This is a genomic window from Pedobacter puniceum (assembly GCF_009674685.1).
Lineage (GTDB): Bacteria > Bacteroidota > Bacteroidia > Sphingobacteriales > Sphingobacteriaceae > Pseudopedobacter > Pseudopedobacter puniceum.
Window position 1 is genome coordinate 1,166,106 of sequence record NZ_WKJI01000001.1, and the last position, 13,642, is coordinate 1,179,747.

At 34.2% G+C, this 13,642-nt stretch carries 10 protein-coding genes; all 10 read right to left on the bottom strand.

Annotation, left to right across the window (positions count from 1 at the left end; genetic code table 11):
- Positions 1-1,518 (bottom strand): PQQ-dependent sugar dehydrogenase, encoded by a 1,518-nt coding sequence (locus GJJ64_RS05250; protein ID WP_154286665.1) that lies wholly within the window; start codon positions 1,516-1,518, stop codon positions 1-3.
- A gap of 111 nt (positions 1,519-1,629) precedes the next feature.
- Positions 1,630-3,087 carry a BNR-4 repeat-containing protein gene (locus GJJ64_RS05255; RefSeq protein WP_154286666.1) on the bottom strand — a complete coding sequence of 486 codons (1,458 nt, stop codon included), beginning with the start codon at positions 3,085-3,087 and terminating at the stop codon, positions 1,630-1,632.
- Between the two features lie 107 nt (positions 3,088-3,194).
- Positions 3,195-4,661: a RagB/SusD family nutrient uptake outer membrane protein gene (locus GJJ64_RS05260; RefSeq protein ID WP_154286667.1), complete on the bottom strand. Its 1,467-nt coding sequence runs from the start codon at positions 4,659-4,661 to the stop codon at positions 3,195-3,197.
- Positions 4,662-4,674: 13 nt separating this feature from the next.
- Entirely contained in the window at positions 4,675-8,088 is a 3,414-nt protein-coding gene (locus GJJ64_RS05265; protein ID WP_154286668.1) for a TonB-dependent receptor, read from the bottom strand.
- A 261-nt stretch (positions 8,089-8,349) separates the two neighbouring features.
- Positions 8,350-9,516 (bottom strand): FecR family protein, encoded by a 1,167-nt coding sequence (locus GJJ64_RS05270; protein ID WP_154286669.1) that lies wholly within the window; start codon positions 9,514-9,516, stop codon positions 8,350-8,352.
- Positions 9,517-9,594: 78 nt separating this feature from the next.
- Positions 9,595-10,170 (bottom strand): RNA polymerase sigma factor, encoded by a 576-nt coding sequence (locus GJJ64_RS05275; protein ID WP_154286670.1) that lies wholly within the window; start codon positions 10,168-10,170, stop codon positions 9,595-9,597.
- Positions 10,171-10,317: 147 nt separating this feature from the next.
- On the bottom strand, positions 10,318-11,115 hold the full coding sequence (locus GJJ64_RS05280) for a cation transporter (protein WP_154286671.1): 798 nt from the start codon (positions 11,113-11,115) through the stop codon (positions 10,318-10,320).
- A gap of 87 nt (positions 11,116-11,202) precedes the next feature.
- The gene (locus GJJ64_RS05285; RefSeq protein WP_039451338.1) at positions 11,203-11,397 is read right to left on the bottom strand and encodes a cold-shock protein; all 195 of its coding nucleotides are present in this window, start codon (positions 11,395-11,397) and stop codon (positions 11,203-11,205) included.
- Positions 11,398-11,539: 142 nt separating this feature from the next.
- Positions 11,540-12,175, bottom strand: coding sequence for a peroxiredoxin (locus GJJ64_RS05290; RefSeq protein ID WP_317162913.1), 636 nt, complete (start codon positions 12,173-12,175; stop codon positions 11,540-11,542).
- Positions 12,176-12,280: 105 nt separating this feature from the next.
- Positions 12,281-13,642, bottom strand: coding sequence for an oxygen-independent coproporphyrinogen III oxidase (gene hemN, locus GJJ64_RS05295; RefSeq protein WP_154286673.1), 1,362 nt, complete (start codon positions 13,640-13,642; stop codon positions 12,281-12,283).

Consider the following 13,642-nt stretch of genomic DNA (forward strand, 5'->3'; position numbering starts at 1 on the left):
CTAGCGGTTTTGTGCGATTTCTGTTTCGTTAATTTTAGAGGCCTGATTTCCCCAATTTTGTCTAATATAAATAAGAATATCTGCCAACTCCTGATCTTTTAAAAAAGCGAAACTTGGCATTTTCTGAGGGTTTTCCTTTCTATTGATTCCATTTAACACCGCTTTTATAAGACCTGTTGAAGGACCATTTACCATAGCAGAACCTGCCAAAGCCGGAAAAACATCTTTTACGCCTTTTCCATCTGCCTGATGACAGGATACACAATAACTTTGATACAGTTGTGCCGCATTTAAGTGTTGTAGCGTTGCTTGGGCCTTTAAACCTGTCAAAGGCTTTTTTAATACCTTATCGGATATACTTATCTTTAATATCTTATCATCTCCCGGTAAGGGAAAATCAACTTGAGGTTTCCAATCTTTATTACTTGTTGAAATATAAATTACACCGTTTGCATCCACACATACATCTCTCAAACGCCCATAATAATTCTCAAAAAATATCTCTTCGGATACGATGGCTTTACCCTCTTCATTTAATTTTAAAACACGTAAACTTTGACCTTTTAAGGTAGTTAATAGTAGGCTATTATTCCACTCGGGAATACTTGCAGAACCATAATACGCGATACCAGCAGGAGCAATTACGGGAGTCCAAGATTTAACTGGCTCTTTGGTGTTATTTGCCTGAGCAAAAACAATTTCTTCTGGTAAATTATGTAAGCCTTCTATAGCAGGCCAACCATAATTTCTATTTTTTTCTATCAAATTTACTTCGTCCTCAATAGCATCTCCATGTTCAGATGTAAATACGTTTCCTTTATTGGTAACAGTAATACCCTGCATATTTCTAAAACCTCTGGCCCATACGTAACTTTTAGGATTTGGATTATCGGCTGGTATGCTGCCATCGGGGTTTAAACGCAAAATTTTACCATTCAAAAAGTTTAAGTCCTGAGATTCATCACCATGATAAGCGTCGCCAGTTGCCCAAAGTATTTTACCAGATTTTGAGAAGGTTATACGCCCTCCATTATGTGCTTTAAAACCTTTAACTTTCAACAACTCTTTTGGAGACTCCAGTGTATCGCCTTTAAAAGTATATCTTACCAATTTATTAAATATCAAAGTATCGGTTTTTGTAGTATAATGCACATATACATAAGGATTTTGCTTAAAATCTGGATGAACTGCCATGGCTAATAAACCCGCAGTTCTTTGATGCCAAACTTCTGGTATAACCAATAACTTTTGTTGTTGATGTGTTTCTAGATTGATGTAAGATATAGCTCCATATTGCTCTGTAAAAAATAAAAAATTATTATTCGTTATAGCAATATCCCAAGGTACTTCTAAACTATCTTGAAGAGTCTCTACCTTTAAAATACTAGATTCTAGTTTTACATTATCTAAGAAAGTTAAATCCTTGTTTTCTGGCTTAGAACAGGAACACCATACAACAGAAAGCAATATTATTAAGCTTAAAGCTCTGTTTGTAAGGGTTGTAGGTATAATTGGCATAACCTAATCTTTTACATTTAATTATTTAAGATTTGAAAGTTATAAAAAAAATTAAAAAGCAACTGAAAATTCTTTAATATTTTTTTTGACTATCCTTTTAAAGTTATGATGCTACTTCTTTCTTTTTACACGGATTGGCTTAATAAAATCAGTATTTATTTCTGTTGGTAGTTGATAAACACGCCCTTTTATATCAGAAAAATATAATCTGGAAACTGATTTTTCTCTCCCATGTCCATCTGCCCAAAAAGCATAAAAATCTGGATGAACATTTACAGGTCTTCTGGCATAAGAATGATTATATATACTATTAGCTGTTAAAGCCTTACTTTTCCAGGTTTTACCTTGATTTTTACTTGTCCACATCACCATTTCTCCGCCTGTATTATAAGGTTGAGGCCCCATAGTAGTTGGTCCAATTACTCGCCAGATACCTTTATCATCTATATATAAAGAACCCATATCATAATTATTACCAGAAGTAGTTATCGGATTAATTTCCCAGTTTTCTCCGGTAAATCTGGCGGTATGCCAAGTACGCGGACCTTTTTCTGGTCCTGCTTCATAACCTTTACTGGTTAGGTATAGAATAACAGGTTTCCCTGTTTCATCATAAGCTAAATCATTAATATAAACATTTAAACCTTTACTATAATAATCTTTTACAAGCGCTTCATTATTAACGGTTTTTAAAGGTGTACTTAAAGTTTCTCCTTTAGCATTCTGCCAGCTTTTACCAAAATCTGATGTCTGCAAGTAATACAAATTACTTCTATAATTAAGTCCGTTCTCTCCTACTTTAACAGGATGGAAATTAAAACTTGTACCTACAGTGGTTCCATAACTTCCACTGGTTTGATAGTGGCCTTCTTCTATGGCGGCTATATCTTTCCATTCAGTATAATTTACACCGTTTTGGCTTATCATGAAACTGATAGTTCTTCTTGGTTTAGAGGGTTGCCCCGGAATAACCTTTCTATCGTAATGCGTAAATAGATTGATAAAACCGTTATCAGGCTGATACCAGGTTTGCAGATAAGAGAAATTATTCATGGCTACCACCTCACCATTAACTAGCTTAGTAGCCTTAATTTCTTCAAACTCATTGATATCGTAAGGCTTTTTACTTTTATGGATATAAGAAGGACTATTGGTACCATGCGCTGTAGAGAAAAGCCAGATGTAGCCTTCTTTATCAATATTCATCACCGGATTATCGTGAGCATTGTCTGTTTTCTTATCTAAAACCACTGTTGGTTTTGGAACCATACCTGTTTGATGATCAAAATAAGAAACCATATGAAGCAAGGTTTTCCCAGAAGCATCACTCCCACCATAACAAAAAAAGGTTTTATGAACCTCTTTTACATAAATAGAAAATGGGTAATGATTGGCAGGATAAGTCCCTAAACCTCCGCTGTATTTATATACATATTCATCATGAGAAGGCTGGTTGCTATACCAAATACCTCTATAACCATCATCTTTTTGGTTAAGGGTTATTGGGCTTTCTTGGGCAACAGCTAAAGTATTAAAAGTTATAAGTACTAAAAGGCATAAATTCTTCATGGAAAAGCAATCTGAAAGGAAAAAGAAAAAGGGCTAAAGCATGGATGAAGAATTAACACCAAATAATATAGCTGGTGAAACATCAATGCTTTAGCCCTTCATGATGATTAATTATAACCCGGATTTTGGATTATCTTAGCTTTATTAATATCTATTTGTGTTTGCGGAATTGGGAATAAAGCTTCATGTGCTTCCATTCCTTTAGAACCTAATAAAGTTAAAGCTCTATCTGTTCTTACCAAATCAAACCAACGGTGACCTTCAAAAGCTAGCTCAACAAACCTTTCTTGTTCAATAGCTAATCTGAAAGCTGCTTGGTTTGCTACTCTTAAAGCAGCATCAGGGTTATTACTAGTTTTAATTGGTAAACCCGCTCTAGTTCTAATCTGGTTTAAGTAAGTAAATGCAGGTCCATCAGCAACATAACCCAGTTCATTCAAAGCTTCTGCATACATTAAAAGAACATCTGCATATCTTAAAACTATCCAGTTATTATCGCCATCTATATTAGCCGCTGGTGTGCCAGAATATTTTACTATATAATTATGGACAACCGTGTTTCCGGCTAAAACATAACTGGTACGCATAGAAACTGCTTTTCTAGCATCGTTAGCTTCATAAGCATTATTCATTTCTGCTGTTGGGATATTTTGCCCTAGAGGGTTACCCACAGTTACCACCGCTGTACCAGAACCTATAGGTGCAAATTGATTGGTAAAAGGACTACCCTCTCCGTTAGAAGCTCTTTTAAATTGAACTTCAAAAATAGACTCACGGCTATTTTCATTTGCGATACCAAATACACTAGCATAAGATGGCAATAACTGATATTTAGTTTGTGCTTGCGCATCAATAACTTGCTTAAGCTTTTGAGCGGCTAAATCCCATCTTTTCTGAGTTAAATATACTTTACCCAATAAAGACATAGCAGCACCTTTTGTTGCTCTACCAATATCTCCACCTGTATATTCATAAGGTAAAGCAGCCTCAGCATCTGTTAAATCAGAAATAATTTGATTGTAAACGTTTTCTACTGATTCTCTACCATAATCATAACCTTCTTGTGGGTTTACAATAACTTTTGTAACCAAAGGCACTCCACCAAAAATCCTTACCAAGTTAAAATACATTAAGCCTCTTAAAAATTTAGCTTCGCCAATGTATCTGGCTTTTAAAGTCTCATCCATCGTAACTGTCTGTATTTTCTCTATTACGATATTAGTGTTTTGGATAGCCTGATAATGGCCTGCCCATGTAGTACTACTGATAGAGGTTGTAGGTAAGTTTACAAACTTGTCTACCGCGTCTAAATCTGCACCAGCGTTTACATTTGTAATTTCTGTATTATCAGAACGTAAATCGCCAATGATATGCATAGAAGAATAATACAAACCAGCATATTGTAGTCCTCCATAAGCTGCTGTAAGCGCATTTTTCATGTCGTCTCCAGTCTTATAGAAATTATTAGCATTTAGCTGAGCTACTGGTGCTAATTCTAAAAAATCTTTTTTGCAACTACTTGCAGAAAGTAATACAATTACACCTGCAGTGAATAATGTTTTAATATTTCTCATGTCTATAACTGTATTAGAATCCAAAATTTAATCCAAACATAAAGGTGCGGGCTAAAGGATAACCTCCCGAATCAACACCTGGTACTAAAGGATTAGCACCTTCAAAGCTTACCTCTGGGTTATAACCTTCGTATTTAGTAAAAGTATAAGCGTTTTGGATGGTAAAGCTTAATCTGGCATTAGCAACTTTTAAGGCTTTAAGAGCCGATGCTGGTAAGTTATATCCTAAAGTTATATTTCTGATTCTTAAGAAAGAGCCATCTTCAACAAACTGAGAAGTAACGTTATTGATAACAGAGGCAACACCTAAAGCACCAAAATTACGGTCTATTTGTGGGCTAACTCCATCACCACGGTCGGTTTCTGATTTCCATCCGTTTGAGGTACTTTTTAACACGTTATAAGAACCAGCATAATTTCCGTAAAATCTTCTTGCTGCATTTAAAACCTCAAAACCTTGTACGCCTTGTAGGGTGAAAGCAAAATCGAAGTTTTTGTAAGCAAAGCTGTTAGTCATACCATAAGTAAAATCTGGAAACGGACTACCTAATCTTGTCCTGTCATCCGCAGTAATTTTACCATCGCCATTAACATCAGCAAATCTTAACTGGCCAGGTTTAGAGATTTTAACACCCGAAGCGTTTTCTACTGCTGGGTTGTTATTAACATCATCTAGATTCTGATAAATACCAACAACTTTATAACCGAAGAAAGAACCCGGCTGGGCACCAATTTCTGTAATGTGCGTATTACCAGCGGCAAAAGTTGGTTGTCTTCTTAAAATAGCAGAACCATCTGGCCCTAAAGCAACCACTTTGATGTTATTGGTAGAGAAGTTAAAGTCTGTAGTCCACTTAAATTCTTTAACCATGTTACGGCTAACTAAAGTAAATTCAAAACCTTTATTATTAATCTCTCCAATGTTTCTTAAAGCTTCGCTATATCCTGTTAAAGTTGGTACAGGTACGTTTAATAATAAGTCTGAAGTAGTTTTATTATAATAATCAAAAGACATAGAGAAACGATTTTGTAATAAACCAAACTCTAAACCAGCATCAAACTGCTTATTTCTCTCCCAACCTAAAAGACTATTGGCTATTGTAGTTTGTCTGATACCATTATTAACTATACCTCCGCTAGGTCCAAAAATATAATTCTCTATACCTGTTAAACCTATAGAGCCATAGTTGGTGATGAAATTATTACCTGTTAAACCATAACTAGCTCTAACTTTTAACTCGCTTAACCAATTTACATCTTTCAAGAAATCTTCTTCAGAAACCCTCCAACCTAAAGATACAGAAGGGAATGTTCCCCATTTATTGTCACCACCAAAACGCGATGAACCATCTTGTCTGAAAGTTGCTGTTAACAGATATTTATCATTATAACTATAATTTAAACGGGCAATATATGATAACAATGACCATGCTTGAGGACCAGAAGAAGCACCAACAGTTACTAAACCAGCTGCATTGATAGTTCTTACAGCATCGCTAGCATAATTGCTTCCACTTAAGCTGGTTAAGTCTGTTTTTTCCTTTTGGATGGTGTAACCCGCCAATACATCAAATGCATGTTTATCGATAGTTTTCTTATAATTTAAGGTAAACTCTGACAACCAGTTTCTACTGTTAGACTCATCATAAGAACCTACAGGAAGCTTTGTTGCATTGGTACTATTAGGGTTGATGATAGAAGGACTAAATACATCCTGGTCAAAGTTTCTAAAATCAGCCCCTACTAAAGTTTTAAAATTTAAGTCTTTTGCTATGTTAAAATCCACATAAGCAGTACCTAATAATCTTAAAGTATTTTGTTGTTGGAAATATTCGTTAGCTATTTTTACTGGATTATCAACCTCACTAGTACCAATACCTAGTCCTGTAATTTGTGTATAATTTCCATTAGCGTCATAAGGTTTAAGGTGCGGTGGTGCAGTTAATGCCGATTGAATGATACCTCCACCCTGCCAGTTTCCTTCTGCTAAAGTTTGGTTAGAGAAAGTAAATGATGGCGTTAAGTTGGCCCCTACTTTAACTCTTTTATTTAACTGAGATTCTACATTAGCTCTAAAAGAATAACGCTTTAAATCTGAACCTGTAACAATACCATCTTGCGCTAAATAACCACCAGAAACAAAGAATCTTGTTTTATCATTACCGCCAGAGAAATTTAACTGATAATTACTCATAGGTGCAGTTCTAAAAATCTCATTTTGCCAATTGGTACCTTCACCTAAAGATTCTGGATCTGAGAATACAGCAGGCAATAAATACATGACGTTATTTAAACGAGCAGAGTTAGGATCTGATGCAGAACGACCAGGACCTGAATTTACCCAAGCATTATTTCTTGCTTCATTAATAAAATAGGCATATTCTTTAGCATTTAATACATCTAAAGTTTTCTCTACTTGTTGTACACCGGTATTTAAACTAAAATCTATTTTAGAAACACCACTTTTACCAGATTTAGTGGTAATGATAACCACACCATTAGAACCCCTAGAACCATAAATAGCTGTTGCTGATGCATCTTTTAAAACCTGAATATTATCAATATCAGCTGGGTTAATGGTATTTAAAGGGTTATTTCTTTGATTATAATCATTAGTAACCGGAAAACCATCTACCACATATAAAGGCTCATTTCCAGCACTTAGAGAACCTGCGCCTCTAATTCTTACTGTAGAACCACCACCCGGTGCACCTGTTGCCTGTGTTACTTGCACACCTGCCATTTGTGCCGCCATAGCATTATCTAAGCTTACTACGGGTTGGTCTTTAATTCTTTGCGCATTGATAGAGCTAATAGACCCTGTAACGTCTTTACGTTGTTGGGTTCCGTAACCTACTACCACTACGGTATTTAAATTTTGACTATCCTCTACCAAACTAATATTGATAGTGTTTTTACCAGCTATAGCAACTTCTTGTACTACAAAACCAGTGTAGGTTACCACAATAACTGCATTATCTGTAAGACCATTTAAGCTAAAATTACCATTTACATCAGTTTGGGTAACCTTATCAGAACCTTTAACCTTAATGGTAGCACCTGGCAAAGGCTGACCAGATTTATCTGTAACCTTTCCTTTTACATCAACCGGTAATTTAGGCTGAGGCTTAATTTCAATTTTATTAACTACAATAGTTTTATTATCAATAGAATAACTAAAAGGCTGTCCTTTAAAACTTTCTTGTAAAGCTCTTTCAAGACTTGCTCCTTTTAAATTTAAGGTAACGGGTTTGGCATTTACCAGCTCGTTATACTTATAAAAAAAGAAATAGCCACTTTGCTCGCCAATGGTAGTAAGTGCTTTTTCTAAGGAAATATTCTTCCCTGTAATGCTAATACTTTGCGAAAAACTTTTTGCGCTAAGCTGCAAACATCCAAGGGTTAATAAGATTGCCGTCAGTTTCATAATACGAAACGCTTTCGAAGGGAATAATCCGGATACTTTCCGGATTTTACCGTAAACATTTAATTGCATACTTTTGTAAAGTTTGGGTTAATAGATTAAGTTCCTTCCACAGAATTTTTTTAGGGTTAATCCAAACCGGAACAGCTTTTTAAAAAGCTTCCTTTAGGCCGGTTGTGTTGGTAGCACACCCGGTTTTTTTGTTGGATGAGATATACAGTACTTATGTCTTCATATCATATCTTTTTATTAGGTTAAACATTATTAATTGGTTATGATGATTTTATCACCTTTAATGGTGGTATTAATTTTACTCAATTGCAAGATTCTTAAAACCTCAGATACGTTTTCACTTCTATTGATTTTCCCCACAAATAAATCTTCCGATATTTTTCCTCGATACTCTACATCAACATTATACCATCTAGAAACTTGTCTCATAATGGTTTGGATATTATCTCTATTGAATTTAAAATATCCATTTTTCCAAGCTACAGCAGCTTCCTCATCTGCATCTGACACCTTAAAGTTTTTAGCTTGGCTAGTTAATATCGCTTGTTGACCAGGCTTTAAAATAGTTGATATATTTTCTTCTTTACCTTGTTGATTAAGCTTATAAATTTTAACACTACCTTCTATAAGTGTTGTCTTATCAGCACTTTCATCATCATAAGTATTGATATTAAAATGAGTTCCTAAAACCTCTATCATTTGATGAGCCGAGCTTACTTTAAAAGGCATATTTTTATTCTTCGCAACTTCAAAATAAGCTTCCCCTGTAATTTCCACTTTACGCTCTGTACCTGTAAAAACAGTAGGAAATTTTATTGATGAAGAAGCATTTAACCAAACTTTAGTACCATCTGATAAGGTTAATTTATATTGCCCCCCACGAGGAGTACTTATCATATTTAAAGCTGCATTTTGTGCAGCTTGCTTGCTGCGATAAACAATTTGTCCATCTTTTGTTTTTACAATCTCTGCTCCGGCATCTTGTGTGATAAGACCATTTTCCTTATCATTCAAAATGATAGATGAGCCATCTGCTAAAGTTAAAACAGCTTTATTACCTCCGGGTGGGATATCCAATTTGGTAACTTGTTCTTCTTGTTTATTTGTAGGGCCTGTATTTTGCTGAGTAAAGAGGTAAGATGCTACGCCAATCAATAATAAAGCAACCGCAGCGGCAGCCCATCTCTTTATCCAAATTACTTTGGAAGAGCTTTTACGCTCTTCCGCAGCAATCTGTTCACTCAAACCAACTTTTATTATGTTTTTTAGCTGGGCTTTAGCCACTTCGTCCATCTTGTCTAACACATTCTCCTCAACCTCAAAAAGGTCATAATAAGCTTCTAAGAAAGCAATCTCTTCAGGAGTGGCTGTCCCTTGCCTATATTTATGAAGAATGATATAAAATTCCTTTTGATCCATCTTTTGCCGACTCCTTTTTTTGAGCCTTTAGAGATAAGACCGCCGAGGAACGAAAAGTCCCACGAGAAATAAAAAATTTTAAAGATTTTGTAATAAGAACACCAGATATAAAGGACCTAATGACTCTCTTAATTGAGCCATACTCTTTCCTAATTGGTTTTGTACAGTTTTTCTACTGATTTGAAGTTTATCAGCTATTTGTTGTGTGGTTAAATCTTCGTGATAACGCATCCTAAAGATTTCTTGTTGAGACGGTGTTAAAGAGTTTATCAATCGTTCATATTTGATTAAAAACTCTTTCCTTAATATTTCTGCATCAGCTTGGTCTTTAGCAATACCCAATTGAGCTAAAACTTCGGGAATTGGCGTGTATTTTTGTTCTTTTTCTATCCATTTAAAAACATTATTTCTTACAGATGTATGCAAATAAGAAACTAAATTATCTATAGAAAGCTCTTTACGACGAAGCCACAATTGAAGAAAAATATCTTGGGTGATATCTTTTGCATAATCGGCATCTTTAAGACGTTTATAAGCTGCATTATAAATTTGCTCCCAATATTTATCATATAGGGTATCAAATGCAAGATTATCATCATCTTCCTGCATCTGTAATAATAATAACTTATCCTCTTCTTTATGGCTAATAAACATCTTAAAATGAGATAGGATTTACTCAAATTTATTGAATATTTTTAATAATCCAACCTTACTTTGTTAAAAGCTTCCTTATCAAGACTAAGTATTGAATTTATTTATTAACCATTTTAACATTAATTATCGGTGGCTTTAAATAAATTATCAAACTTTGGATAAATTTAAAATTCTTAAAGCCCCCCTTGCCACAATAATAAAAACTAAGGCTCCAATAATTAAATCAGGATAAGGAGATGAAGTAAAATAAATCATAATAGCAGCTAAGATGACTCCTATATTAACAAATACATCATTTGAAGTAAAAATCATACTAGCTTGCATATGTGCTTCTTTACTTTTACTCTTTTGCAGAAAATACAAACAAGCAGCATTACCTATTAAAGCCAAAGATGAAATCCATATCATGGTGTTAATTTGTGGTAGGCTCTCTAAACCGTAAAAACGCTTTATAACTTCTATAAAACCCCAAACAGCTAATAATAACTGAAAGTAACCACTAGCCTTAGCTATATTTTTCTTAAAAAAAACAGATTTACCAATAGCAAACAAAGCTAATCCATATACAAAACTATCGGCTAACATATCTAAACTATCTGCTAGTAACCCCATAGAACCTGCTATTAGCCCTGCTATAATTTCTATCATAAATAAAGCAAAATTTATTGATAGCACTATCCATAACAGTTTTTTATCAGCTTCTTGAGGAATAGGTACATCTAATTCATCTGCAACGACACTTTCTATAAGCGATGTATTAAAATTAAGGCTATCTAATTTTTGATGAATCTCTGCAGCTGCATCTTCATGATAAACCAGAAGTTTTCTATTTGGAATATCAAAATTTAAAGATTTGATATTAGAAAAACCATCTAATTTCATTCTGATGATTTGCTCTTCAGAAGGACAATCCATTTTTTCTATATGGAAGGTTGTTTTATTCATCACCAAAATGAAATTTATATAAGATTTTATAAAAATAAAAAAGTCCTGAACAATGTTCAGGACTTTTAAAATTTAAGCTTTATGTTTTTAAACCTTTTTTACATTTACAGCTTGAGGACCTTTTTTACCATCAGCAATCTCAAACTCTACATCATCATTGTCTGAGATAGCATTTACGCCTCCAATAACGTCTTTAAAGTGAACAAAAATGTCTTTTCCATCACAAATAATGAAACCAAAACCTTTTTGTGCATTAAACCATTTTACTTTACCCGTTTTCATAATTAATTTAAGTGTTTTAATAATAATCAGACCTAAATTTCTTACTGATTGGGTAAAATAATTTAAGAAAGATTGTAATTCTATTTATTTCTTAATCTCTAAAATATAAAATATATTCTAAAAACAACAGATTTTATAAAAATTACTTATTAGGCTGCGGCGTTGTTCTTAAATAAGGTTTAATTTCTTTAAATCCTTTTGGAAACTTAGCCGGAATATCCTCAGTTTTAATAGCTGGCGCAACAACTACATCTTCCCCATCTTTCCAATCTGCTGGTGTGGCAACACTATGATAAGCAGTTAGCTGTAAAGAGTCTATCACCCTTAAAATTTCTTGGAAATTTCTACCTGTTGATGCAGGATAAGAAATAATCAACTTAACGGTTTTATCTGGCGCTATAATAAATAAAGATCTTACTGTAAAAGTTGTGGATGCATTTGGGTGCAACATACCATAAGCTTCAGAAATACTTTTGTCTTCATCCGCAATGATAGGAAAATTAACCTCCACACCTTGTGTTTCATTAATATCACTTATCCAGCCCTTATGAGATTCTACAGAATCAACACTTAGAGCCATTACCTTTACATTTCTTTTGGCAAACTCATTATTTAAGGCTGCTGTACGACCTAATTCTGTTGTACAAACTGGCGTATAATCTGCCGGATGCGAAAATAAAACACCCCAGCTATCACCTAAATATTCATAGAAATCAATTTCTCCTTCAGAGGTCTTTGCCTTGAAATTTGGAGCTACATCACCTAGTCTTAACATAATTTGAAATTTTTAATTCTCTACTAATTTAGTAGACATATTTACATAAAACAAGAAACCACAATCATGCCATTAATTATATGACATTCAAATTTGATTTCTAAAAGCTTAACCTATGCTAAATAGTTGTTTTTCTAATTTAGTAGCTCGTAAGCGGGCATCAAAAACTGCACATACATTACGCAGAAAGCGTTTACCTGTTTTGGTAACTTTTATAGACTGATGCTCTTGAATGATTAAACCATCTTCTACCAACTCTGGTAATCCTAATAAATTTTCTCTAAAAGCATCATTTTGCAAATCATCATCGCTCCAAGTGGTTACACCTTTACACATGATGTTTAAAATATGCCTCCTAATTAATAAATCCTCATTATTTAAGACGTGTCCTTTAACCACAGGTAATTCTCCGGCATTTATTAAAGCTAAATACTCTTCTTCACTTTTTACATTCTGTGCAAAGGCATCCCAAGTATCGCCAATAGAAGAAACACCTAAACCAACCAATAAACGAGTGTATTGATGGGTATAACCCATAAAATTACGGTGTAGCTTTTTGTTTTGTGCAGCTATATTTAGGCTATCATGAGCAAAAGCAAAATGATCCATACCGATATCTAAATAACCAGCAGCTAAAAGCATTTCTCTGCCTTTTTCGTACAATTCTTGTCTTAAATGGGTATCAGGCAAATCGGCCTCGGTAAACTTACGCTGACCAGATTTTACCCAAGGCACATGAGCATAGCTATAAAACGCTATTCTATCAGGCTTTAAGCCGATAACTTTTTCTACCGTAGCAGTAAGACTGGCAACAGTTTGTAATGGCAAACCATAAATTAAATCGAAATTTACTGAAGTATAACCAATTGCTCTGGCTTGTTTACTCACTACATCTACCTCTTCTACAGATTGTATTCTGTTAATCATGATTTGAACTTGCTCATCAAAATCTTGAATACCTAAACTTAATCTTTTAAAACCTAAAGCATATAATACTTCAAGATGTGCTAAAGTGGTATTTGCCGGATGCGCTTCAAAACTAAATTCTGCATCTTCATGAATTAAACAATCTTCTAAAATACCTTTGATTAAAAGCGCTAGATTTTCTGGAGAGAAAAATGTTGGCGTACCACCGCCTAAATGTATTTCTTTTAACTGAGGTTGAGCACCAAAAACAGCTTTATACAATTTCCACTCCTTTATAACAGCTTTTAAATATGGTTCTTCTACCCCATGGTTTTTAGTAATACGTTTATTGCAGGCACAATAAGTACACAAACTTTCACAATAAGGTAAATGGATATAAACACTTATACCATCTTTATGATTACTGATATCAAAAGATTGCTTTACTTTTTGCAACCATAAAGATTTGTTAAAAGTACTTTCATCCCAAAACGGAACAGTAGGATAACTGGTATACCTAGGTACAGGTACCGTATATTTTGTAATGATATCTTGCGTAAGCAT

Excerpts from the sequence above, each read along its gene's own strand:
- GJJ64_RS05250 (WP_154286665.1), bottom strand. The coding sequence starts at position 1,518 with ATGCCAATTATACCTACAACCCTTACAAACAGAGCTTTAAGCTTAATA.
- GJJ64_RS05255 (WP_154286666.1), bottom strand. The coding sequence starts at position 3,087 with ATGAAGAATTTATGCCTTTTAGTACTTATAACTTTTAATACTTTAGCT.
- GJJ64_RS05260 (WP_154286667.1), bottom strand. The coding sequence starts at position 4,661 with ATGAGAAATATTAAAACATTATTCACTGCAGGTGTAATTGTATTACTT.
- GJJ64_RS05265 (WP_154286668.1), bottom strand. The coding sequence starts at position 8,088 with ATGAAACTGACGGCAATCTTATTAACCCTTGGATGTTTGCAGCTTAGC.
- GJJ64_RS05270 (WP_154286669.1), bottom strand. The coding sequence starts at position 9,516 with ATGGATCAAAAGGAATTTTATATCATTCTTCATAAATATAGGCAAGGG.
- GJJ64_RS05275 (WP_154286670.1), bottom strand. The coding sequence starts at position 10,170 with ATGTTTATTAGCCATAAAGAAGAGGATAAGTTATTATTATTACAGATG.
- GJJ64_RS05280 (WP_154286671.1), bottom strand. The coding sequence starts at position 11,115 with ATGAATAAAACAACCTTCCATATAGAAAAAATGGATTGTCCTTCTGAA.
- GJJ64_RS05285 (WP_039451338.1), bottom strand. The coding sequence starts at position 11,397 with ATGAAAACGGGTAAAGTAAAATGGTTTAATGCACAAAAAGGTTTTGGT.
- hemN (WP_154286673.1), bottom strand. The coding sequence starts at position 13,642 with ATGCTTACGCAAGATATCATTACAAAATATACGGTACCTGTACCTAGG.